Annotated in this window: 20 protein-coding genes; 5 read left to right on the plus strand and 15 right to left on the minus strand. The window is 70.3% G+C overall.

Translation table 11 applies throughout. From position 1 onward, the window contains the following. Positions 1 to 259: 259 nt before the first annotated feature. The gene (locus KBX00_RS04080; protein WP_210823320.1) at positions 260 to 595 is read right to left on the minus strand and encodes an L-rhamnose mutarotase; all 336 of its coding nucleotides are present in this window, start codon (positions 593 to 595) and stop codon (positions 260 to 262) included. 163 nt (positions 596 to 758) lie between these two features. Here KBX00_RS04080 and KBX00_RS04085 point away from each other — a divergent pair, with 163 nt between their 5' ends. Continuing rightward, complete coding sequence (locus KBX00_RS04085; RefSeq protein ID WP_210823322.1) at positions 759 to 1454, plus strand: FadR/GntR family transcriptional regulator; 696 nt, start codon at positions 759 to 761, stop codon at positions 1452 to 1454. Positions 1455 to 1602: 148 nt separating this feature from the next. Here KBX00_RS04085 and KBX00_RS04090 read toward each other — a convergent pair whose 3' ends face one another. The 4 genes from KBX00_RS04090 to KBX00_RS04105 all read right to left on the minus strand — a co-directional run bounded on the left by KBX00_RS04090 (position 1603) and on the right by KBX00_RS04105 (position 6644). Then, the gene (locus KBX00_RS04090; RefSeq protein WP_210823637.1) at positions 1603 to 2931 is read right to left on the minus strand and encodes an enolase C-terminal domain-like protein; all 1329 of its coding nucleotides are present in this window, start codon (positions 2929 to 2931) and stop codon (positions 1603 to 1605) included. 71 nt (positions 2932 to 3002) lie between these two features. Then, positions 3003 to 4046, minus strand: coding sequence for an ABC transporter permease (locus tag KBX00_RS04095; RefSeq protein ID WP_210823324.1), 1044 nt, complete (start codon positions 4044 to 4046; stop codon positions 3003 to 3005). After that, complete coding sequence (locus KBX00_RS04100; protein ID WP_210823325.1) at positions 4039 to 5580, minus strand: sugar ABC transporter ATP-binding protein; 1542 nt, start codon at positions 5578 to 5580, stop codon at positions 4039 to 4041. Before KBX00_RS04100 ends, KBX00_RS04095 begins: the two co-directional genes overlap by 8 nt. Further along, positions 5577 to 6644: a sugar ABC transporter substrate-binding protein gene (locus tag KBX00_RS04105; protein WP_301547267.1), complete on the minus strand. Its 1068-nt coding sequence runs from the start codon at positions 6642 to 6644 to the stop codon at positions 5577 to 5579. The genes KBX00_RS04100 and KBX00_RS04105 overlap by 4 nt, the downstream gene beginning before the upstream one ends. 731 nt (positions 6645 to 7375) lie before the next feature. Here KBX00_RS04105 and KBX00_RS04110 point away from each other — a divergent pair. Continuing rightward, on the plus strand, positions 7376 to 7837 hold the full coding sequence (locus tag KBX00_RS04110; protein ID WP_210823327.1) for a VOC family protein: 462 nt from the start codon (positions 7376 to 7378) through the stop codon (positions 7835 to 7837). Between the two features lie 23 nt (positions 7838 to 7860). Here KBX00_RS04110 and KBX00_RS04115 read toward each other — a convergent pair whose 3' ends face one another. From KBX00_RS04115 to KBX00_RS04135, 5 genes are all read right to left on the minus strand, one after another. Beyond that, a complete protein-coding gene (locus tag KBX00_RS04115; protein ID WP_210823328.1) occupies positions 7861 to 8661 on the minus strand; it encodes an inositol monophosphatase family protein in 801 nt (266 codons plus the stop codon). A 77-nt stretch (positions 8662 to 8738) separates the two neighbouring features. Continuing rightward, a complete protein-coding gene (locus tag KBX00_RS04120) occupies positions 8739 to 9890 on the minus strand; it encodes a serine hydrolase domain-containing protein (protein WP_210823330.1) in 1152 nt (383 codons plus the stop codon). A 4-nt stretch (positions 9891 to 9894) separates the two neighbouring features. After that, positions 9895 to 10722: a carbohydrate ABC transporter permease gene (locus KBX00_RS04125; protein ID WP_210823332.1), complete on the minus strand. Its 828-nt coding sequence runs from the start codon at positions 10720 to 10722 to the stop codon at positions 9895 to 9897. Continuing rightward, complete coding sequence (locus tag KBX00_RS04130; protein WP_210823334.1) at positions 10722 to 11693, minus strand: carbohydrate ABC transporter permease; 972 nt, start codon at positions 11691 to 11693, stop codon at positions 10722 to 10724. Before KBX00_RS04130 ends, KBX00_RS04125 begins: the two co-directional genes overlap by 1 nt. Further along, positions 11690 to 13051, minus strand: coding sequence for an ABC transporter substrate-binding protein (locus tag KBX00_RS04135; RefSeq protein ID WP_210823336.1), 1362 nt, complete (start codon positions 13049 to 13051; stop codon positions 11690 to 11692). The genes KBX00_RS04130 and KBX00_RS04135 overlap by 4 nt, the downstream gene beginning before the upstream one ends. A 309-nt stretch (positions 13052 to 13360) precedes the next feature. Here KBX00_RS04135 and KBX00_RS04140 point away from each other — a divergent pair, with 309 nt between their 5' ends. Further along, positions 13361 to 14386 carry a LacI family DNA-binding transcriptional regulator gene (locus KBX00_RS04140; RefSeq protein ID WP_210823338.1) on the plus strand — a complete coding sequence of 342 codons (1026 nt, stop codon included), beginning with the start codon at positions 13361 to 13363 and terminating at the stop codon, positions 14384 to 14386. Positions 14387 to 14461: 75 nt separating this feature from the next. Further along, positions 14462 to 15409 carry a glycosyl hydrolase family 32 gene (locus KBX00_RS04145; RefSeq protein ID WP_210823340.1) on the plus strand — a complete coding sequence of 316 codons (948 nt, stop codon included), beginning with the start codon at positions 14462 to 14464 and terminating at the stop codon, positions 15407 to 15409. A gap of 40 nt (positions 15410 to 15449) precedes the next feature. Here KBX00_RS04145 and KBX00_RS04150 read toward each other — a convergent pair whose 3' ends face one another. Then, a complete protein-coding gene (locus KBX00_RS04150) occupies positions 15450 to 16667 on the minus strand; it encodes a low temperature requirement protein A (RefSeq protein WP_210823342.1) in 1218 nt (405 codons plus the stop codon). A gap of 284 nt (positions 16668 to 16951) precedes the next feature. Here KBX00_RS04150 and KBX00_RS04155 point away from each other — a divergent pair, with 284 nt between their 5' ends. Beyond that, on the plus strand, positions 16952 to 18148 hold the full coding sequence (locus tag KBX00_RS04155; RefSeq protein WP_210823642.1) for an epoxide hydrolase family protein: 1197 nt from the start codon (positions 16952 to 16954) through the stop codon (positions 18146 to 18148). A gap of 27 nt (positions 18149 to 18175) precedes the next feature. On the opposite strand, the gene KBX00_RS04160 is transcribed toward KBX00_RS04155, so the two are convergent. The 4 genes from KBX00_RS04160 to KBX00_RS04175 all read right to left on the minus strand — a co-directional run bounded on the left by KBX00_RS04160 (position 18176) and on the right by KBX00_RS04175 (position 22051). Next, a complete protein-coding gene (locus tag KBX00_RS04160) occupies positions 18176 to 19177 on the minus strand; it encodes an ABC transporter ATP-binding protein (protein WP_210823644.1) in 1002 nt (333 codons plus the stop codon). A gap of 62 nt (positions 19178 to 19239) precedes the next feature. Then, positions 19240 to 20223 (minus strand): ABC transporter ATP-binding protein, encoded by a 984-nt coding sequence (locus tag KBX00_RS04165; protein ID WP_210823343.1) that lies wholly within the window; start codon positions 20221 to 20223, stop codon positions 19240 to 19242. Continuing rightward, on the minus strand, positions 20220 to 21110 hold the full coding sequence (locus KBX00_RS04170; protein WP_210823345.1) for an ABC transporter permease: 891 nt from the start codon (positions 21108 to 21110) through the stop codon (positions 20220 to 20222). The genes KBX00_RS04165 and KBX00_RS04170 overlap by 4 nt, the downstream gene beginning before the upstream one ends. Further along, the gene (locus KBX00_RS04175; protein WP_210823347.1) at positions 21107 to 22051 is read right to left on the minus strand and encodes an ABC transporter permease; all 945 of its coding nucleotides are present in this window, start codon (positions 22049 to 22051) and stop codon (positions 21107 to 21109) included. Before KBX00_RS04175 ends, KBX00_RS04170 begins: the two co-directional genes overlap by 4 nt. Positions 22052 to 22062 lie beyond the last annotated feature (11 nt).

The raw sequence follows: 22062 nt of genomic DNA on the forward strand, positions 1-22062 counted from the left end.
TCACTGATCACCGGCAGGCCCAGAACGGCTCATACGTCTGATGTGTTTCGCGAATGTTATCGCCGAGCAGCGTAATAGGCAACGGTCGATTTGAGCAGGAGGCGGGCCGGAACAGGTCAGAAGAAGCCAGCCCCAACAGGCGTTACGCGATCCAGGGCAAGGCGCTGCCACGCCCGGCAGGTCGCCCGGCCACACCGGGCGCGACACCGGGCGAAAGAGTCGCCCCACCATATTCGTCAGATGTAAACGGCAGGACAGGTCAGGGTGCCTCCTCGGTCAGGTGCCAGATTTCCTGCATCGGAGCCCACCAGTGCCCAGATCCGGGTTCGGCGAGGGACTCCTGGCACGGGTCGGTCAGCTTCCACCACGCCTGGGTCTGCGGGTCGTCGGCCATCCGACGCTGGTCCGCGTCCTGGTCGTCGCCGACGTACTCGTAGTAACCGAACAACAGGTCGTCGTGGAGGAAGATGGTGAAGTTGCGGATGTTCCCCTCGCGCAGCGTCTGCTCGACCCCGGGCCAGACCGCGGCGTGCAGCCGCAGGTAGGTCTCCCGGTGCTCCGGTCTGAGCCGGATCACCATGCCGTAACGTCGCACGTCACACCCTCTCGACGGAGTCGATTGGTCCTGGCCCGGCAGCCGCACGACGGGCGAGCAGCGGCGCCGGCAAACGTCCGATGTCTCTATAGTGGTGACGGTCGCCGGCCACGGGCGGCGGCGCCGAGCCGGCGCCCGGTCGACCGGTCCTGAGGGGGCGTGGATGGCACTTACCGACGACGCGATCGCGAAGATCCGGAGCATGATCCAGAGCGGCGAGCTGCCCCCGGGGACGCGGCTGCCACCGGAGCCACAACTGGCCGCCCAGATGGGGCTCTCGCGCAGCGGTGTCCGGGAAGCGGTGAAGGTGCTCGAATCGGCCCGGGTGCTCGACGTGCGACGTGGCGACGGGACATACGTGACGAGCCTCGCCCCCCGGCTGCTGCTGCAAGGGCTCGGCGTCGCGGTGGAGTTGCTGCGCGACGACACCCTGCTGGAGGTCATGGAGGTTCGCCGGATGCTGGAGCCGATGGCGACCGGCCTGGCGGCGCTGCGGATGACCGACGCCGACCTCGACGAACTGGGCCAGATCCTCCAGGACATGCGGGCGGCGGCCGGCGACGCCGAGAAGCTCATCCAGTTCGACGCCGCCTTCCACCACACCGTCGTCGCCACCACCGGCAACGAGACCCTCACCTCGCTGCTGGACGGGCTCTCCGGTCGTACGCTGCGGGCCCGGGTGTGGCGCGGGTTGATAGAGGGCAACGCGGCGCACCAGACCATCGAGGAGCACCACACGATCTACCTCGCCCTGCGCGCGCGTGACCAGTTGCTGGCACAGGCCAGCGCCCTGCTGCACGTCAACACCTCCGAGGCGTGGCTGCGTACGGTGCTCGGCGCGACGTCGTCGGACAGGTAGCGGTCGGATCGGAGCCGGTCGGCCGAGCCGAGGCGAGCCAGACATCAGACGACCCGGCTCGAACGGTGGCGTGGCCGAGGACCCGGCGGGGTTGCGGCGACCGCCCATGGCGCAGGGTCGTCACCGTGCTCCCGGGGCGCATCCGTGATCATGGTTTCGGCGCTCCCGCCTTGACCTCGGCGTCCATCCACGCCGGGCCGTCGGGGAAGCGGTAACGCGCCAACGAGTCGGGCAGGATCCGCGCGCTCATGCCGGCAGCCGCCGGCGCGCGGTACCGTCCACCGCTGACCCTTACCGGATCGACGAAGTGCTCATGCAGGTGGTCGACGTACTCGATGGCCCGATCGTCGGTGCTACCGCTGAGCGCGACGAAGTCGAACATGGCCAGGTGCTGCACCAGCTCGCACAGCCCCACTCCCCCGGCGTGCGGGCAGACCGGCACCCCGAACTTCGCGGCCAGCAGCAGGACCGCCAGGTTCTCGTTCACCCCGGCGACCCGACAGGCGTCGATCTGCACCACGTCGACGGCGTCGGCCTGGAGCAGTTGTTTGAACATGACCGCGTTGTGCACGTGCTCGCCGGTGGCCACCTTGACCGGGGCGAGCGCCTTGCGCACGGCGCCGTGCCCGAGCACGTCGTCCGGCGAGGTCGGCTCCTCGATCCAGTACGGGTCGAACTCGGCCAACTCCCGCATCCAGCGGATCGCCTCGGGCACTCCCCAGATCTGGTTCGCGTCCACCGCGATCCGGATGTCCGGCCCGACGACCCGTCGGGCGATGCCCATCCGGCGTACGTCGTCGGTCAGGTTCCCACCCACCTTGAGCTTGATCAGCCGGTAGCCGTCCTCGACCGCCTCCCGGCAGAGCCGGGCCAGCTTCTCGTCGTCGTACCCCAGCCAGCCGGGGGTGGTGGTGTAGGCGGGGTAGCCCTCGGCCCGTAGCCGCCGCTCGCGCTCGGCCCGCCCGCCCTCGGCGGTGCGCAGCAGCGTCACCGCCTCGTCCTCGGTGAGAGCGTCACGCAGGTAGCGGAAGTCGACCTGGGCGACCAACTGCTCCGGGGTGAGGTCGGCGAGCAGCTTCCACAACGGTTTCTCCGCCCGCCGGGCCGCGAGGTCCCACACCGCGTTGACCAGACCACCGGCGGCCATGTGCACCACCCCCTTCTCGGGCCCGAGCCAGCGGATCTGGCTGTCACCGACGAGCCGGCGAGCCAGCGAACCCGGATCGGCGACCAGCTCGTCGACCCGCTGGCCGACCACCATCGGAGCGAGCGCCTGCACCGCCGCCACCTGGAGGTCGGTGCCCCGGCCCACGGTGAAGACCAGCCCGTGTCCCTCGGCACCGGCCGAGGTCCGCACGATGAGGTACGCGGCGGAGTAGTCGGGGAACGGGTTCATCGCGTCCGACCCGTCCCGATGCCGGGAGGTGGGGAACCGTACGTCGATGGTTTCTACGGACGAGATGCGCTCACTCACCAGCAACTCCTGAGGGGTCGAGCGATGGCCTGGTTGGCTGCCTCGCGATGGGCCCGACCGACGGGCGAGCCGACTCACGTCTGTGCCTTGCCTCCGGTGATGCGGGAGACCACCAGGGCCACCAGGATGACGGTGCCGTTGAGGAAGTTCGTCCACTGCGCGGGCACCCCAGCCAGGGTTAGTACATTGATGATCATAAACAGCAGCAGGACGCCGGTGAAGGCGCCGAAGACGCTGCCCTTGCCGCCGTTGAGGCTGACGCCGCCGATCACCGCCGCCGCGAAGACCTGGAAGATGGCGCCGCTGCCCTGGGCCGACGGCACCGCCGCAAGCCGGCCGCTGATCAGCAGCCCGGCCAGCGCCGCGAGCACACTTGCCACGATGAGGGCCAGCCAGAGCACCCGATCGGTCCGGATACCCGCCGCCCGGGCCGCGTCGGCGTTGCCGCCGATCGCGTACAGCGCCCGACCGGCCCGGGTGTAGCCGAGCACGACGATCCCGGCGGCGAACAGCAGCAGCGACAGCCAGATCGAGGCCGGCACGCCGACCCAGGTGGCGGAGCCGAGATAAGTCATCGACTCGGGCAGCATGAAGAAGGTCTGACCACCGGAGATGCCGGTGAGCAGCCCCCGCAGGACGATCAGCATGCCCAACGTGACGATGAACCCGTTGAGGCCGAAGCGGACGATGAGCAGCCCGTTGAAAGCGCCGACGAGGGCACCGACGAGCAGCACCACCGGGACCGCCCAGGCATCCGGTAGCACGTCGAGACCGAGGCCCCGGGTCAACGCCGGGTCCACGACCAGCCAGGCCGCGACACCCGGCGCGAGGCCGAAGGTGGACTCCAGCGAGAGGTCCATCTTGCCGGTGATCAGCACGATGGTCTGGGCGAGGACCACGATGGCGATCTCCGACATGCTCTGCAGCACGTTGATGATGTTGTCGGTGCTGAGGAAGACCGGGCTGACGATGGACCCGACGATCGCGACCGCGATGATCGCCGGTACCAGCGCCAGATCCCGCAGCCGGGCGAGGGCCAGGCTGCGCGACGAGGCACCCGGTGGGGACGGTGGCGGCGTGGCGGCCGGCCGCTCGGTGGCGGAGAGCGTCTCAGACATGGTGGAGGTCCACCCCTTCCATGGCGGCTACCAGATCGTTGTCGCTCCAGCCGTGGGCCATCTCGCGGACGACCCGGCCCTGGAACATCACCAGTACGCGATCACAGATCCGCAGGTCGTCCAGCTCGTCGGAGACGACAAGGACGCTGGTGCCGCGAGCGCGTACCTCCTCGACGACGCCGAGCAGGGTCTGCTTGGAGCGCACGTCCACCCCGGCGGTCGGGGTGATCAGCACCAGCAGCTTCGGGTCGCTGGCCAGCGCCCGCCCCATGACCACCTTCTGTTGGTTGCCCCCGGACAGGTCGGAGACCGGCACCTGCGGCCCTGATGCCTTGATCGCCAGGTCGGTGATGGTGTCCCGGGCAAGGTCGTCCCGCCGGGTCGGCGAGATGAGGCCCCGTCGACCGATCCGGTCCGGCACGGTCATGGTGACGTTCTCGGCGATGGACAGCAGCGGCACCAGTCCTTCGCGGTGCCGGTCCTGCGGTACCAGCCCGACGCCCGCGTCGAGGGCGTCCGGCACGCTCCCGGGACGCAGCGTCCGACCGTCGACGACGACCGTCCCCCCGGTCGGTCGGGCCAGGCCGACGATCGCCTCGGCGACCTCGACCTTGCCGCTGCCGCCGCCGCCGGCGATGCCGACCACCTCGCCCGCCCGGGCCTCGACGGACAGTTCGGCGCCGGAGGTGGTGACCAGGCCGCGCACGGACAGCAGCACCGGCGCGTCGGTGGTCAGCGGCCGGTGCTCCGCCTCCGGCATGGTCACGTCCTCACCTGTCATCGCGGCCACCAACGCCGGCCGGCTCAGCTGGGCCACCGGGGCGGTGACGATGTGCCGGGCATCGCGGAAGACCGTCACCTGGTCACAGATCTCGTAGATCTCCTGCAGGTGATGGCTGATGAACAGGAAGGTCACGCCCTGCGCCCGCAGCTGCCGGATCCGGCTGAACAGGCGGTTGATGCCGGCACCGTCGAGCTGGGCGGTCGGCTCGTCGAGAATGATGAACCGGGCGCCGAAGGAGAGCGCCCGGGCGATCTCGACGAACTGCCGCTGCTCGACGGAGAGCGTCGACGCGGGCTGGCGTACGTCGACCTCCACCGACCACTCCGCCAGCAGTTGTTCCGCCGCACGACGCAGCCGTGACCAGTGGATCAACCCGGTCCGGCCGCGGGCGTGCCGGTTGAGGAACAGGTTCTCCGCCACGGTGAGGGCACCGATGATCGTGGACTTCTGGTAGACGCACGCCACCCGCTTGCGCCAGGCGTCACGGTCGCCCAGCGGCGGTGCCGGACGCCCGTCGAAGGCCACCGCGCCGTCGTCGGCGGCCTGCAACCCGGTGAGGATGCTGACAAGTGTGGACTTGCCGGCGCCGTTGCGCCCGACCAGGGCGTGCGTCTCGCCACGGCGGACCACGATGCCGGCGTCGGCCAACGCCACCGTCGACCCGAACCGTTTGGTGATCTGCACGGCCTCCACGACGGGCTGGTCGGTGCCGACCAGCCCGTCGGCCGGCCCACTCGGGGTGGCGCTCATGCGTTGTTGCCCCACAGGGACGGGTCGTCGAACTTCAGGGTCGGTTCACCGGCGATCGGCGCACCGTCAAGCGTCACCAGCGGTGCCGGCAACTGGTCCTCCAGCAGTCCGTCACGCACCTGGATGATGGTGCTGCCGTGCTCGGTCGGGCCTGGCTGGAACGTCTTGCCCTCGATTGCCGCCTGCACATACTCCAGGCCGTACTTGGCGTAGAGGTCGGCCGGCTGGCTGACTGTGGCGTCGATCAGCCCTTCACCGATGTTCTTCAGCTCCTCGGGGATGCCATCGTTGGAGACCACGAAGACGTGCTTCGGGTCGGTCGGCGGCACCTGGAGACCCCGCTGCTTGAGGATCTGGAGGGTCCCGGACAGGGCGAAGGAGGACTGCATGTAGATGCCCTTGATGTCCGGGTCCGACGCGAACCGGGTCTGCAGCTTCGACGCCGCCACGTCGGCCTTCCAGTCGGTGGCCTCGCCGAACACGGTGATGTCGGGGAACTGCTGCTGCATGCACTCGTTGAACGCCTCGGTGCGGTCCCGGCCGTTGATCGAGTCCAGGCCGCCCTGGAGCATGACGACCTTGCCCTTGCCGCCGAGCTTGGTGCCGAGGAACTGGCACGCCTTGATGCCGTAGGCGCGGTTGTCGGCACGGACGACCATGAACACCTTGCCGGTGTCCGGCCGGGTGTCGATGGTGACCACCGGGATCTTCTTGCTGTCCAGTTGGGACAGCGTCGGCGCGATGGCCGCGGTGTCCTGCGGCGCCATCACCACACCCTTGACGCCCTGGCTGATGAAGGCCTGGGTATTCGAGATCAGGTTGGCGATGTCGTTCTGCGAGTTGGTGGTCTTGACCTCGACACCCAGCTCGTCGGCGAACTGCGGGACGTACTTGATGTAGGAGTTCCAGAAGTCCGTGTCGGAGCGGGGGTAGTCGACCCCGACGACCTGTGAGCCGCCCGATCCGGTCCCGTCGGCCGCGCCGTCACCGCAGCCGGCGGTGACGGTGGCCGACGCGCCGAGCAGCAGCGTCAGCCCCATAATCGTCAGTGCCCTGCTTCTCATGGTCGTTCCTCCATATCCGGGACGTCACGTCAAGCGCGACGCGGCGACCCGGTCGGGCCGCGAGGGCGCACTCGTCGGACGTGATGTGCGAAGGGGTTCATGTGGGGGCGATGGTCCACCGCAGATTCGTACTGCCGTCCCTGCTCCACCGATCGGCCACCAGGCCTGGCCCGACCCGTGCCGACAACGGCCGCCAGCGTGCGACCAAGGACCGGGTACGGGACATGGCGATCCCTCCAAGACACGGTGGTGGGTGGTGGAGTTCACGTGACTCAGACATCAGACGTTAGGGCTTCCAGACATGTGACGTCAACGTCCGAGATCGCGTCAACCCACCACGAGCCGAGACAACTGGTCGGGACAGACATCAGATCGATTGCGCCGACGAGCAGCACTCCCCGCCCGGCTGGAAGGCCAGCGGCCCGTCAGCACGGCGAGCCCCCGCACCAGTGACTCGCGGGCGGCCGACCGGCCCGGCGCGCGACAGCCACCGAGCGGTCCTCGCCTGCCGATGTTGGCGATCACATCTGCGCGACCATGGCTGTCGTCGGGTACAGAGGTGCTAGCTGGGAACGCTAACATCGATGACACTGAGATTGCCAGCTTGTTTCGGACGCGATCAGGAGGAAGCTGGGCCGTCAACGTCACCGCCCGCCACCACGGTCGCGCACCGAATTGTCGGTCCTGCCTGGCACATTGTCGCCTGGACGCGAACCGATTGGAGCCGCCCGATGAGCCGCCAGATCCAGGTCACCTTCGACGCCCACGACCCGACGGCGCTGTCCACGTTCTGGCGGGACGCCCTGGGCTACGTGCATCCCGGTCCGCCTGGAGTCGACCTCCCCGACGGTGCCGACCCGCTGGCCGCATGGGACGACTTCCTCGCCCGGATCGGCGTACCGCCGGAGCAGCGCAACACCAGGTCGGCCATCGAGGACCCGGAGGGGTTCGGTCCGCGGTTGTTCTTCCAGCAGGTGCCGGAGGACAAGGTCGTGAAGAACCGGGTGCACCTCGACGTACGGGCCGCGCCCGGGCTCACCGGCGCGGAACGGATGGCAGCATTGCAGTCCGAGTGCGATCGGCTGGTCGCGTTGGGCGCCAAGCAGCTGCGCCGGGTCGAGCCCGCGCCGCCACTTGAGGCCGGCTTCATCGTGCTGACCGACCCCGAGGGCAACGAGTTCTGCCTCGACTGACTCGGTGGATCGACGCTCCCGGCCTACGCCGGCTCTCGCTGCTCCTTGATGAGCGCCAGCAGGCCGGCGTGCGTATCCGCGTCGGCCGCCGCGACGAGCCCGCCCAGGCCGCTGCGCCAGGGTTGGCCGTCGAGCCCGGTCACCACGCAGCCGGCCGCCTCGCAGAGCGCGATGCCGGCCGCGAAGTGCACGCTGTCGTGCAGTCGGCCATCGGTGACGTACGCGGCGCGCCGACCGGCCGCAACCCAGGCCAACGCCAACGTGGTCGACACCACCCGAGGCCGAAACCGCTCGACGAAACCCTCGTGGGCCAGCAGCCGGACCGCCCGGAACAACCGCTCGTTCGGAAAGGGCGGGTCGAGGTTGACGTCCACCAGCCCGGACGCCGCCGACGGCACGAGGTGCTGGTCGACACCGCCGCACCGCACCCGGGCGGCGGTGCCGTCGGTCCAGAAGACCTCCTGGGCGAACGGGTCCACGACGGCCGCCGCCGTGACCTCCGCGCCGACCCGCAGGGCCACGTTGACCGAGACCAGCGTGGTGTGTACGGCGAAGTTCAACGTTCCGCACAGCGGATCGACGAGCCACACGCGCCCGTTCCGGTCTGAACCGCTGCGTCCGCTCTCCTCGGCCACCATGGCGTCGTCGGGTCGTGCGGACCGCAGTACGCCGAGGATGGCCTGCTCCGCCTCGATGTCGGCGGTGGTGGCGAAGTCCCCATCCGCCTTCGCGAAGCGGTCCACAGACCTTCCGTGGTGCGAACGGACGACCTCGGCACCGGCCTGCGCGGCCCGGATCGCGAGATCAGCATCGACAAGCGACATCCGCTCACCGTACGTCGACCCCGGTCGCGGGGGTGCCCCGGCTCAGTCGAGCAGCCTGGCCGGGGCCACCGCGTCGGTCAGCTGTGGCCCAGGCAGTCGCGGACCGCTGCGGAGAGCAGGTTGGCGCGCTCGTCGTCGAAGCCGCCCATCTGGTTGACCACGTAGCCGAAGCCGACCTGGTGGGCGTCGTCGCCGAAGGCCAGGTGCCCACCGGCGCCGTCGTGGCCGAAGCTGCGTACGCCAAGCATCGGGCGGGGCACCGAGTGCACCAGGAAACCGGTGCCCCAGCGGTGTCCCGCGTCGGGCAGCCCGTACACCTGTTGGCCGCTGGCCCGGACCGTGACCGCGTCGTCGACGGACGCGGTGGTGAGCAGCCGCGCACCGTCGACCTCGGAGACGCAGGCGGCATACAGACGGGCCAGGCTCTCGGCCGTGCTGACCGCGCCCGCGCCGGGGATCTGGGCGGCCTGTATGGCCGGGTCGTTGAAGCTGACCAGGCCGTTCTCGTCGGCGGGGAAGGCGAAGGCACCGCCCATGGTGATGCCACGCTCGGCGACCGGGTCACCGGCCGGGACAGGTTCGCCGATCGGCGCCAGCATCCAGGCGACCGAATCCCGCTCGGCGGCCGGCAGTCCGATCCAGGTACGCAGACCGAGCGGCTCGCCGAGGACGCGGGAGAAGTAGGCGCCGGGCATCTCGCCGGTGATCCGCCGGATCACCTCGCCGATCAGCCAGCCGTAGGTGATCGCGTGGTAGCTGTGCGCGGTGCCCGGCTTCCACAGTGGAGTTTGTGCCTCGATCGCCTTGATCACCGGCTCCCAGGCCAGCACCTCCTCGCGGGAGAAGTGCTTGTCCAGCGCCGGCAGGCCGGACTGGTGGGTGAGCAGCCAGCGGACCGGGATCTCCGCCTTGCCGTGCTGACCGAACTCCGGCCAGTAGAGGGTGACCGGCGCGTCGAGGTCCAGCCGACCCTCCTGCACCAGCAGGTACGCACAGATCGCCATGATCCCCTTGGTACAGGAGAAGACGACGGCGGGTGTGTCCGCGGTCCAGGGACGTCCCGACCGGGCGTCGGCCAGCCCGCCGTACAGGTCGACGACCTTCCGGCCACGCAGGTGGACGGCGACGGCGGCACCCACCTCCTGCCGGTGGGTGAAGTTGTCCCGAAACACGTCGGCGACCCGGCCGAAGCCGTCGTCGACGTCACCGTGGATCTGGGTGTCGCTCAACCCGCTATCCCTTCACGGAGCCCTGAAGCAGGGCCTTGATGAACTGTCGCTGGAAGATCAGGAACACGATCAGGGTAGGCGTGAGGATGAGCAACGAGCCAGCGCACAGCAGCACCAGATCGGTTCCCCACTGCCCCTGGAAGGCACCGAGAGCGCCGGCCATGGTCCGCTTCGTCGCGTCGTCGACGAGCACGATGGCGAGCAGGAACTGGTTCCAGGTCCACAGGAACAACAGGATGGTCAGCGAGGCGACGGCCGGCCGGGCCAGCGGCACGTGGACCCGCCAGAACAGCTGCCAGGTGTTGCTGCCGTCCACCCGGGCCGCCTCGGACAGCTCCCGGGGCACGTTTATGAAGTGGGCGCGCATCCAGAAGACCGCGAACGGCATGTAGAGACCGATCAACGGCAGGATGATCGCCCAGCGGGTGTTGAGCAGGCCGAGGTCCCGCATCTGGTAGTACAGCGGGGTGACCACCGCCTCGAAGGGCAGGGTCAGGCCGAGCAGCAGCAGCCCGAAGGCGAGGTGACCGCCGGGCACCCGCAGGTGGCCGAGGCCGAAGCCGGCCATGGTCGCGATGAGTACGCCGACCGGCACCACCCCGGCCACGATCAGCGCGCTCGACTTCAGCAGCGCGCCCATGTTGGCGGCGGTGAAGGCGTCGGCGAAGTTGCCCCACTGCGGGTCGCTGGGCCAGGCCAGGCCGGTGGGCACGGTGCCGCGTGGTTGCAGGGCCGCCGACAGCATGCTCAGGAACGGCAACAGGGTGACCACGACCAGCGCGATCAGGAAGATGCGCCCGGTCAGCCGCTCGCTGCGGGTGGTCAGGTTCATCACTTCTCTCCCCGGGTCAGCCGCTGGATCGGCAGTACGCACACCAGCACCAGCGCCATCAGCACCACGGCGAGGGCCGAGGCGAGGCCCACCTGACGCTGGGAGAAGGCGAGCCGGTAGATCTCCAGGCCGGGCACGGTGGTCTGGATTCCCGGACCACCACTGGTGGAGATGTAGACGATGTCGAAGCTGGCCAGCGCCGCGATGATGGTCACGGTCAGGCAGATGCCGATCTCCTGGCGCAGGCTGGGCAGGGTGACCGCGAAGAACTCCCGCACCGGGCCGGCGCCGTCGATGCGGGCGGCCTCGTAGAGCGAGGGGTCGATCTTGCTCATGCCGGTGATCAGCAGGATCGTGCAGAGGCCGAGCATGACCCAGGTGCCGATGACGCCCACCGCCGGCAGCGCGGTGTCGAAGTCGCCGAGCCAGGCCCGGGTGACGCCGTCCAGCCCGACGGCCCGCAGCGCCTGGTTGACCAGGCCGTTGGTGGAGAGCACCCAACTCCAGGCGATGCCGGCGGCGACGAGCGGGATCACCTGGGGCAGGAACAGCACGGTCCGGACCATGGTGCCGGCCGGTCCGGTGGTGATCCGCCGGACCAGGCTGGCCACCAGCAGGCCGAGCAGGACCGGGATGAAGCTGAAGAAGATGATCAGAATGAACGCATTCGAGATGATCTTCAACAGGTCCCGGTCGGTGAAGACCGTGAGGTAGTTGTCCAGCCCCGCCCAGCGGGCCGCACCGATGCCGTTCCAGTCGTACAGCGAGTACTGCATGGTCAGCACGAGCGGACGTAGCACGAAGACGCCGTACATGATCAGGGCGGGCAGGACCCACAGCCACCCGGACCACCGGACCGTGCGGCCCCACCGCTTCTTCCGGTGGGGCCGCACGGGTGCCCGGGTGTCCCCCCGGCCGGGGCGGGACGCGGTGCCCGACCCGGCCGGGGCGCTGCCGAGGGCAGACGTCATCGGGACAGTTCCTTCTCGTACTCGGCCTGGACCGCCTTGACGTACCCCTCCGGGGTCTGCTGGCCGGCGATCAGCTTCTGCATCTCGGGGGTGATGGCGGCGGCGAAGATGCCGCCGGTGGCGTTCGCGGTGAAGTCGACCGCGCCATTGTCCGCACCGAGCTGCTGGGACGCCTTGAGCGTCTGGGCCAGCACGGTCCCCTCCGACACCGGCGGCAGGGCGAGGTCGGCCGGGCCACCCGGGTGCGAGCCGCCGACGTTCACCGAGATCTCCCGGGCCTTGTCGTTCGTGTGCACCCAGTTGAGGAAGAAGGCCGCGGCGTCGGGGCTCTTGGCCTTGGCGCCGACACCGAACGTGTTCGGCGCGGACATCGCGACCCGCTTGGCGTCGGCGGTCTCACCCGGGAAGAGGAAGAAGCCGACCTCGCCGGCCATGTTCTTGTCCAGGTTCCCCGACTCCCAGTCGCCGTTGAACATGAACAGGCCGTTGCCCTTCTGGAACTCGCCCATCATCGCCGTGTAGTCGATGGCGTTGGCGTCCTTCGGGAAGTAGCCGGCCTCGGCCCACTTCTGGATGGTCTGGGTGGCCTTGAGCGCCGCCGGGGTGTCGAAGGTCGCGCCCGGCTTCTGGAAGATCCAGTCGGCGATGGCGGTCGGGTCGCCGTACTGGTTCTGCAGTGCCTGGTGGGGGAAGTTGATGCCGGCGGTGTTCTTGTTGAACTGCATGATCGGCAGCAGGTTGGCCGCCTTCGCCTTGGCCAGCAGTTCCTCGAACTCGGCGATGGTGGCCGGCGGCTGGGTCATGCCGACCTGCTCGGCCTGCTTCTTGTTGTAGAAGACGCCGGTCACGCTGTAGCCCAGCCCCATGCCGTACAGCGAGCCGCTGCCGCGCACCGCGCCGCCGTCGGACAGGCGCAGCTGGACCAGCTGGGAGGCGGGGAACTTGTCCCAGCCGTACGCGTCGAAGTACGGGTCCAGGTTCTTCAGCAGCCCGTCCTTGACCAGATCGACCATGGTGGGCAGCCGGATGATGTCGGGCGCGTTGTCCGAGGCGAGTACCCGGGGTGCGTTCTCCGTGATGACGGTGAACTGGTCCTCGCGGACGTTGAAGGTGACGTTCGGGTGCTGCTTGGTGAACTCGTCCGCGAGAGCCTTGGCCAGCGGGAAGCCGGTCTCGGCGTACATTTCCAGGGTGATCGGGTCGCTACCCAGTTCGGTGCTCACCGGAGCGTCGGAGTCCCCTGCGGGGGTCTCCTCCGAACCCGGTGCGCTACAGGCGGTGATGGCCAGGCTGACGCCCAGTAGGGGCACCAGCAGTGCCAACCGGCGTCGGGTGAACCTCGTCGAGAACTCCGGCACCTCATGCTCCTTGACTCACGTGTCGCACGTCGCGTGCCTGACCCGGCTCGCGGCCCGCGGTACCCAATATGACGTCGGAGGACGCGAAGGCGTCCACCGCAGAGGTGAAACCACGTCGCTAAACTGATTTAGCAGAGCATGCGCGTACCGCCGGAGACTGTCAAGGACGAGTTCGCAACGGTCTGGAAACAGATGGTTCACCAGCCGCCCTGTCAGGCTGGCCACACCGCCGGTGACCACGGACGCGACTCGACCCATCATGATGGAACGACGGCGGCGTCGGGACGACCGCCGTGATCGGAGGACGCAATGGGCCACGAGAGAGCGACACTGGCCGACGTGGCGCGACGGGCCGGGCTGTCCAAGACCGCCGCGTCGATGGTGCTGAACGGCCGCGAGGGCACCCGGCTCTCCGCCGAGGCGCACCAGCGGGTCTTCGCGGCCGCGGAGGAACTCGGCTACCGCCCCAACGTGGCAGCCCGCAGTCTGCGGACCCGCAAGACCGCCACCATCGCGTTCGTCTCCGACATCGTCGCCACCACCCGCTTCGCCGGTGGCCTCATCCGCGGCGCGCTGGATGCCGCCCGTGAGCGCGACCACGTCCTGCTGATCACCGAGACGCAGGGCGACGCGACGTTCGAGCGGTACGCCATCGAGGCCATCCTCGACCGCCAGGTCGACGGCGTGATCTACGCGGCCATGGCGACCCGCCGGCTGGCGGTGCCGCCGGCCATCCTCGGCGGCTCGGTGGTGCTGCTCAACGCGACAAGTCCGGAGTCATTGCCCTGCGTGCTGCCCGACGACGAGGGGGCCGGCGCGATGGTCGCCGAGACGCTGCTCGCCCACGGCCACCGGGACCGGATCGCCCTGATCGGCCGCAACCGACCGAAGGAACGCGACCCGGAGATATCCCTGGCCGCCGACGCCCGGCTTCGTGGCATCCGGGCAACCCTCGCCGCCGCCGGTGTCTCGCTGCTCGCCGAGGGCTTCTGCCCGGAGTGGCTGCCGGAGCACGGCTACGCCGCCATGCGTACGCTGCTGGACCGCCCGACCCGGCCCACCGCCGTGATCTGCATGAACGACCGGCTCGCCTTCGGGGCGTACCAGGCGCTCGGCGAGGCCGGCCTGACCATTCCCGACGACCTTTCGGTGATCTCCTTCGACGACGACCCGATCGCCGCGTGGCTGCGGCCGGGGCTGTCCACCGCGGCCCTGCCGCACGAACAGATGGGTCGCCGCGCGGTGGAGGTGCTGCTCGACGGCGGCGCCGGCGGCGCGTCGTTCGTCCCGATGCCGCTGCGCCGGCGGCGGTCCGTGGCCGCGCCCGCCGGCTGATCCCCACCGTCTCGCTGGCCGGACGGCCCGCACCCGCCGTGGCCGCTAAACCGATTCACTGGTACGTTTCCGGCCATGCTTCGACTGCCCGACCACTGGGTGTGGGACAGCTGGTACACCCAGGACGACGCCGGCCGCTGGCACGCATTCTTCCTGCGCGCCTCCCGGGCCCTGCTCGACCCGCACCGCCGCCACCGGCGCGCCTCGATCGGCCACGCGACCTCCGCCGACCTGCGCTCCTGGGAGCTGCGCCCCGACGCCCTCGTCCCCGCCGACACGCCCGCCTGGGACGATCTCGCGACCTGGACCGGCTGCACGGTGCGCGGACCGGATCGGCGGTGGTACCTCTTCTACACCGGGGTCGGCCGGGCCGACGACGGCCTGGTCCAGCGCATCGGCCTGGCCGTCTCCGACGACCTGGTCAGCTGGCACCGGCACGGCGACGCGCCGCTGCTGGAGGCCGACCCGAACTGGTACGAACTGCTCGACCGTGAGATGTGGTACGAGCAGGCCTGGCGCGACCCGTGGGTCTTCCCGGACCCCGACGGCGACGGCTGGCACATGCTGATCACCGCCCGCGCCAGCCAGGGAGTGGCTGACGCACGCGGTGTCGTCGGCCACGCAACCTCCCCCGACCTGGTGAACTGGACGGTCCGGCCGCCGCTGTCCACGCCGGCCGGCTTCGGTCACCTTGAGGTGCCGCAGGTCGCCGTCGTCGACGGGCAGCCGCTGCTGCTGTTCTGCACCAACGCCTTCGCCGCCGACCGGAAGCCCGAGTCCCGGCTCTGGGTAGCGGCCGGACCCTCGCTGCGCGGCCCCTGGGACATCGCCGCCGCCCAGCCGGTCGCGCTACCGCACCTGTACGCGCCACGCCTGGTCCCCGAGGGCGACGGCTGGTCCCTCATCGGGTTCATCGAGCACGCCGACGGCGACTTCGTCGGCGAACTCAGCGATCCCGTCCCGGTTCGCTACGACCCCACCGTCGGCCTGGTCGCCCGGCACCCGGCACCTGTCGGTCCGTGACGTGTCGTCAGCGCCCGCTCATCCGCCGTGTCAGTGGGGGTCACCCCGCTGACGGGTCGTCGGCCGGGCGACGTCCGCCGCGCGGCGTCTCAGGCAGCAGGACCACGCCGACCAGGTAGGTGGTGAGCAGCCCGATGGCGAGCAGCGCCGGCAGCGCCAGGCCGACCGGCAGCAGGAGCAGCGGTACGACGGCGACGACCAGCTGACTCGTTCGGATGCCCCGGCCGGACAGGTATCGCACCAGCAGGGTACCCAGCAGGTACAGCGCGCTGCCCCCGTAGAGCGCCACCGCCCCGGGCCACTCCAACGGCTCGCCAGCGGGCCTGCCGCCAGCGGAGATCAACGCCAGCACGTCCTCGAAGCCGAGCGCCGTGTAGATCACCCCGGCGATCAGCGGCAGATGCCCCAGCGAGTAGACATCCGCGCCGATCCGGTCCCGCCGCTCACCGCTGGCCCGCAGCAGCGCCCGCTCCGCGAGCGGACTTACCCGGTCGAAGTGGACCAACCACAGGCACGCGATCAGGACGAACCCGACCACCGCACCGGCGAGCACCGGAAGTTTGGTGACCATGGTGCCGACGCCCACCCCGGCGGCGAGGAACGACTCACCCAGCGCGATGATCAGGACGAGTCCGTGCCGTTCGGCGAAGTACTCGGGGCTGCGCACCGGCCAACCGCCCAGGCGGCTCTGCACCACGCCGCGCTGCCCGCCGATCTCGACCAGGAAGGCCAGTACCCACAGCCAGGTCTGCGCCCAGCCGCCGAGCACGGCACCGACCAGGAGCGGAACCCAGGCCAGCACACTCGCCACGGCGAACCGCCTGATCCGCCGCCGCAGCACCGGCTCGCCCGCCCAGTGGTAGAGCGCCAGGTGGATCGCGCGCAGCAGCACGTACGACAGGGCGAGCACCAGCGGCCCGTCCAGACCCGGCGCGCTGTCCCAGGCGCCCGGCATCACCAGCGCGGCGACGAAGAACCCGGCCATCGCGGCCAGCACCAGCACGCGCACCGGAGGTCGATCGACGCGGGTCTGGTTACCCAGCCAGAGATACCCCGACCAGGCGAACCAGAGCAGCATCAGCAGTAGCAGCCCACGGCCCATCGCCACCGGATCCGGTGGCTTGCCCATGAACGCGACGATGCGGGTGAGCGTGAAGACGAAGACCAGGTCGAAGAAGATCTCGAACGGCGTGACCGTCGGCACGTCGCGGCCGGTGGGACGTACCCGCCACCACCGCCACCCGGTCAGCTCCGGCACTCAGCCACGCGGAACCGGTCGCGGGCCATGCCGTACGTCTCGTGCGCCGCACCCGTCGGCCATCACCGCCCCCGCTCCCCGACCTCGTCCCTGCCTGCCCCGTACCGGTCCGGTCGGCGTCCTTCGCCATCGACCCTAGTGCGACGTGCGGGCCCGGGGTGCCGAAAGGCGGGGGCCATCCACAAATTCTGTTCCGGTCCCCCCGTCGGCACCCCGATGTGAGGATGAGCGCGTACGGCTCGGCCGGGCCGGCGCCGCTCGATCCGACCCGACAGGTGGTGAGCATGTCCCAGGACGACGAGGTGCGTCCCTTCCGTCTCGACACGCCGGAGGAGGCGCTCACGGATCTGCGTCGCCGGATCACGGCCACCCGCTGGCCCACCCGGGAGTTGGTCGCCGACCGCTCCCAGGGCGTGCAGCTGGCGACGGTCCAGGAGTTGGCCCGTTACTGGACCACCGAGTACGACTGGCGCGCGTGCGAGGCCAGGCTGAACGCCCTGCCGCAGTACACGACCGAGATCGACGGCGTCGAGATCCACTTCATCCACGTACGGTCGCCGCACGCGGACGCGCTGCCGCTGATCATGACGCACGGCTGGCCGGGCTCGGTCGTCGAACTGCTCGGGGTGGTCGGCCCGCTCACCGATCCGACGGAGCACGGCGGGCGGGCCGAGGACGCCTTCCACCTCGTGCTGCCATCGCTGCCCGGTTACGGCTTCTCCGGCGAGCCGACCGAGACCGGTTGGGACTCCGCCCGGATGGCGCAGGCGTGGGCACAGCTGATGGACCGCCTCGGCTACTCGCGCTACGTCGCGCAGGGCGGCGACGTGGGTTCCTCCGTGACGGACGCGATGGGCCGCCAGGCAGCTGACGGGCTGGTCGGCATCCACGTCAACCTGCTCGCCGCGGCGATCGGTCTCAAGGATCAACTGCCGGCGAAATCTGCGCCGGAACGCGCGGCCCACGACGCGCTCGCCACGTTCACCATGGACGGTTTCGGCTACTTCCTGGAACAGACCACCCGACCGCAGACGATCGGCTACTCGCTGCTCGACTCACCCGTGGGGCTGGCGGCCTGGATGCTTGACCACGACACGGACAGCTACTACAAGATCTCCCGCGCGTTCGTCGACGGCGAGCCGGTGGGTGGTCTCACCCGGGAAACCGTCGTCGACAACATCACGCTCTACTGGCTGACCGGAACCGGTGCCTCGTCCGCCCGGTGGTACTGGGAGTTCGGGCGCTTCCAGGCGGCCGCCGACGCGGCCGGCCAGCCTCCGCCACCGGTCGCCGTACCGGTCGGCTTCACGGCGTTCCCCGGCGAGATCTGGGCCGCGCCCCGCAGCTGGGCCGAGACCGTCTACCCCGGCCTCGCGTACTTCAACGAGGTCGACCGTGGCGGCCACTTCGCCGCCTGGGAGGAGCCGGAACTCTTCGCCGCCGAGGTACGGGCCGCGTTCCGGCCGCTTCGGCAGCCCTGACCCGCCAACTGCCGGCGAGCACCGGGGTCACGTCGACCGCATGGCGCGCACGGCCTCCTTGGCGAACAGGCACGCCGCCCGATGGTCGGGGTCGACCTCGGCCAGCACCGGATCGGTCTCGGCGCACTCCGGACGCGCCTGCGGGCAGCGGGTGCGGAATCGGCAGCCGCCCGGCGGATCGACCGGGCTGGGGATGTCACCGCTGAGGATGATCCGGCGGCGTTCCCGCTCGACCTGCGGGTCGGCCACCGGCACCGCGGACAGCAGCGCGGCAGTGTACGGGTGGGCCGGGTCGCGCCAGATCTGTGCGGGCGTGCCGCTCTCCACGATCCGCCCCAGGTACATCACCGCCATCCGGTCGCTCATGTGCTCCACGGCGGCCAGGTCGTGGGCGATGAACAGGTAGGTCAGCCCCAGGTCCCGTTGCAGCCGGCGGAGCAGGTTCATGATCTGTGCCTGCACGCTCAGGTCGAGCGACGCGATCGGCTCGTCCAGCACGATCAGGTCCGGCTCGCCGGCCAGGGCACGGGCGATGCCGACCCGCTGCCGTTGCCCGCCGGAGAGTTCGTGGGGATGCCGGTCGGCCAGCTCGCCGCGCAACCCCACCATGTCCAGCAGCTCGCCGACCCGGCGGCGACGGGCGGCACCGCCGTCGGTGAGCCGGTGCACGATCAACGGCTCGGCGATGCTCGCCCCGATGGTGAGCCGGGGATCGAGGGACGCCTGCGGGTCCTGGAACACCATGGCCACCCGACGACGCAGCGCCCGCAGCCGTCGCCGGGACCAGCGGGTGACGTCCTCGCCGCCCACCCGCACCGTGCCGGAGGTGGGATCCACCAGCCGCAACAGGGCCAGCCCGGTGGTGGACTTGCCGCTGCCGGACTCGCCGACCAGCCCCAGCGTCTCCCCCCGCCGGACCCGCAGCGACACCCCGTCGACGGCCCGCACCAGACCGGCCGGCGTCGGGAACCACACCGCAAGGTCGTCGAGTTCGGCCACCACCTCGCCCGGTTCCCGCTGCTTCGGCACCCCGCCGTGCGCCGTGCCATCGGCCGGCACGGCCGTGCCGAGATCCGCTCGCTGCCGCTCGCTCACTGGCGCTCCCCGTCGCTCGGCTGCGGATAGAACGTGCGGACCTGGTGCCCGGCCGAGACCGGCACCAGCGGCGGCAGCTCATGCTCGCAGCGGGCGTCACCCCGCACCGGGCAGCGGGGCCAGAACGCGCAGCCCGCCGGCAGATCCAACGGGCTGGGCGGCGCACCGGCGATGGTGACCAGTTCCGCGCCGCCGGCCGCCGGGTCCGGACGGGCGGCCAGCAGAGCCCCGGTGTACGGGTGCGACGGCGTGGCGAAGACGGCGTCGACCGGCCCCTGTTCGAGGATCCGGCCGGCGTACATGACCGCCACGGTGTCGGCGATGCCGGCCACCACGCCCAGGTCGTGCGTGATCCAGACGACCGCGGTGCCGAGTCGCCGTTGCAGGTCGGCGACCAGCTCGACGATCTGGGCCTGGGTGGTGACGTCGAGGGCCGTGGTCGGTTCGTCGGCGATCAGCAGGTCCGGCTCGCAGGCCAACGCCATGGCGATCACCACCCGCTGCCGCATGCCGCCGGAGAACTGGTGCGGGTACGCGTCCACCCGCTGCCCCGCCGACGGGATGCCGACCAGCTCCAGCAGTTCGACGGCGCGGGACCGGGCGGCCCGCCGGGTCAACCCGAGGTGTTCCTCGGCGGCCTCGGTGACCTGCCGACCGACGGTGAGCACCGGGTTGAGCGAGGTCATCGGATCCTGGAAGACGAACCCGATGTGCCGCCCACGCAGCTGCCGGCGGCGATCCTCGCCCAGCCCGGTCAGCTCCGTGCCGAGCAGGTGCACCCGCCCGGCCACCCGCGCGGTGCGGGGGGCCAGTCCGGTGGCGGCCAGCACGCTCATGCTCTTGCCGCTGCCGGACTCGCCGACCAGCGCCAGGGTCTCCCCCGGCCGCACCGCCCAGTCGACCCCGGCGACGGCGTGGGCCGGCCCACGCCGGGTGCCGATGGTGACGGTGAGGTCCTCGACGGCCAGTACCGGCTTCATGCGGTGCTCCTCCTGGCTTCGCTGACGGTGAGCTGGCGGGGATCCAGCACGTCCCGCAGCGCGTCACCGACCAGGTTGAAGGCCAGGACGGTGAGGAAGATCGCCGCACCGGGGAAGAAGCCCAGCCACCAGGCGTCGGTGACGAACCCGCGCCCGTCGAACAGCATCCGACCCCAGGCCGGATCCGGTGGCTGGACGCCGAGGCCGAGGAAGGACAGCGCCGCCTCGGAGAGAATCGCGAAGGCCAGGGAGAGCGACGTCTGCACGATCAGTGGTGCCGCGATGTTCGGCAACACGTGCCGGCGCATGATCCGCAAATCCGACGCGCCGACCGAGACCGCGGCCCGGACGAAGACCTGTTCCCGCACCGAGAGCACGCCGGCCCGGGTGACCCGGGCGAAGATCGGCGTGTAGACCACCCCGATCGCCACCATCGCGGTACTCAGTCCCGGACCGAGTACCGCCACGATCGCCACCGCCAGCAGCAGCACCGGGAACGCGAACAACACGTCCATGCAGCGCATCAGCACGTTGTCGAGCCAGCCACGGTAGTAGCCGGCGAACAACCCGAGGGTCACCCCCACCACCAGCGCGATGCCGACGCTGACCAGGCCGACCTGCAACGACACCCGGGCGGCAACCATGACCCGGCTGAGCACGTCGCGGCCCAGCTCGTCGGTGCCGAACGGGTGTGCCCAGCTCGGCGGCTGGAGCATCTGGTCGACGTTCACCTCGTTGATGCCCGACGGCGCCAGCCAGGAGCCGCCCACACCGACGACGACCAGCACCGCCAGCACCAGGCTGCCGGTCAGGGCCAGCGGATCACGCCGCAGCGCGGCGAGCGCCCGGCGCAGCTGTCCCTCGCGGTTGATCGTCCGCTCGCTCATTTGACCGTGATCCTCGGGTCGAGCCGGGCATAGAGGATGTCGACCAGCAGGTTGACCAGGAGGAACAGCGCTGCCACCAGCAACACCGCCCCTTGCAGCACCGGATAGTCGCGGGCCGCGACGGCGTCGTAGGTGAGCCGTCCGATGCCGGGCCAGGCGAACAGCACCTCGATCACGATCACCCCGCCGAGCAGGCTGGCCAACTGCACCGCCACCACGGTCACCACCGGGATGAGGGCGTTACGCAGCACATGCCGCAACACCACCACCCGGGTACGCAGTCCCTTCGCCTCGGCGGTGCGCACGTAGTCCTCGGAGAGCACCTCAAGCATCGACGAGCGGATGAACCGGGTGAGGATCGAGGCGGTGACCAGGCCGACCGTGGCGGCGGGCAGCGCCACGTGGGACGCCCACCGCCCCGGGTCCTCGGTGAGCGCGACGTACCCCGACGGCGGCAGCCAACCGAGCACCCCGGAGAAGAGCAGGATGCCCATGATGCCCATCCAGAAATCCGGCACCGAGACACCGAACTGGCTGAACACCCGGGCCGCGTGGTCGACGAGCGAGCCGCTGCGGATCGCCGAGACGATCCCCAGTGGAAAGGCGATCGCCATCGCGAACACCACCGCGGTGACTGCCAGCGACAGGGTCGCCGGCAGCCGCTCCAGCACGATCGCGGTGACCGGCCGTCCACTGCGGAAGCTGACCCCGAGGTCGCCGGTCAGCGCCCGCCGCAGGTAGTCGAAGTACTGCGCCACAAGTGGCTGGTCCAACCCGGCTCGGGCCCGCAGCGCCTCGTACGTCTGCGGGTCGAAGCGGGTGCCGAGGGCGACCCGGACCGGGTCACCCGGCACCAGTTGGAGCAGCAGGAACACCACGAGGGTCACGCCGAGCAGCACGACTGCCGACTGCAACAGCCGACGGATGACGAAGCGGGCCACCTGAGGTCCCC

It is taken from the genome of Micromonospora sp. C95, assembly GCF_018070465.1.
Classification (GTDB): Bacteria; Actinomycetota; Actinomycetes; order Mycobacteriales; family Micromonosporaceae; genus Micromonospora.

Bases quoted from the DNA above. Each gene is read 5' to 3' on its own strand.
- KBX00_RS04085 (WP_210823322.1), top strand. From the start codon at position 759: ATGGCACTTACCGACGACGCGATCGCGAAGATCCGGAGCATGATCCAG.
- KBX00_RS04095 (WP_210823324.1), bottom strand. From the start codon at position 4,046: ATGTCTGAGACGCTCTCCGCCACCGAGCGGCCGGCCGCCACGCCGCCA.
- KBX00_RS04100 (WP_210823325.1), bottom strand. From the start codon at position 5,580: ATGAGCGCCACCCCGAGTGGGCCGGCCGACGGGCTGGTCGGCACCGAC.
- KBX00_RS04105 (WP_301547267.1), bottom strand. From the start codon at position 6,644: ATGAGAAGCAGGGCACTGACGATTATGGGGCTGACGCTGCTGCTCGGC.
- KBX00_RS04110 (WP_210823327.1), top strand. From the start codon at position 7,376: ATGAGCCGCCAGATCCAGGTCACCTTCGACGCCCACGACCCGACGGCG.
- KBX00_RS04115 (WP_210823328.1), bottom strand. From the start codon at position 8,661: ATGTCGCTTGTCGATGCTGATCTCGCGATCCGGGCCGCGCAGGCCGGT.
- KBX00_RS04125 (WP_210823332.1), bottom strand. From the start codon at position 10,722: ATGAACCTGACCACCCGCAGCGAGCGGCTGACCGGGCGCATCTTCCTG.
- KBX00_RS04130 (WP_210823334.1), bottom strand. From the start codon at position 11,693: ATGACGTCTGCCCTCGGCAGCGCCCCGGCCGGGTCGGGCACCGCGTCC.
- KBX00_RS04140 (WP_210823338.1), top strand. From the start codon at position 13,361: ATGGGCCACGAGAGAGCGACACTGGCCGACGTGGCGCGACGGGCCGGG.
- KBX00_RS04145 (WP_210823340.1), top strand. From the start codon at position 14,462: ATGCTTCGACTGCCCGACCACTGGGTGTGGGACAGCTGGTACACCCAG.
- KBX00_RS04155 (WP_210823642.1), top strand. From the start codon at position 16,952: ATGTCCCAGGACGACGAGGTGCGTCCCTTCCGTCTCGACACGCCGGAG.
- KBX00_RS04165 (WP_210823343.1), bottom strand. From the start codon at position 20,223: ATGAAGCCGGTACTGGCCGTCGAGGACCTCACCGTCACCATCGGCACC.
- KBX00_RS04170 (WP_210823345.1), bottom strand. From the start codon at position 21,110: ATGAGCGAGCGGACGATCAACCGCGAGGGACAGCTGCGCCGGGCGCTC.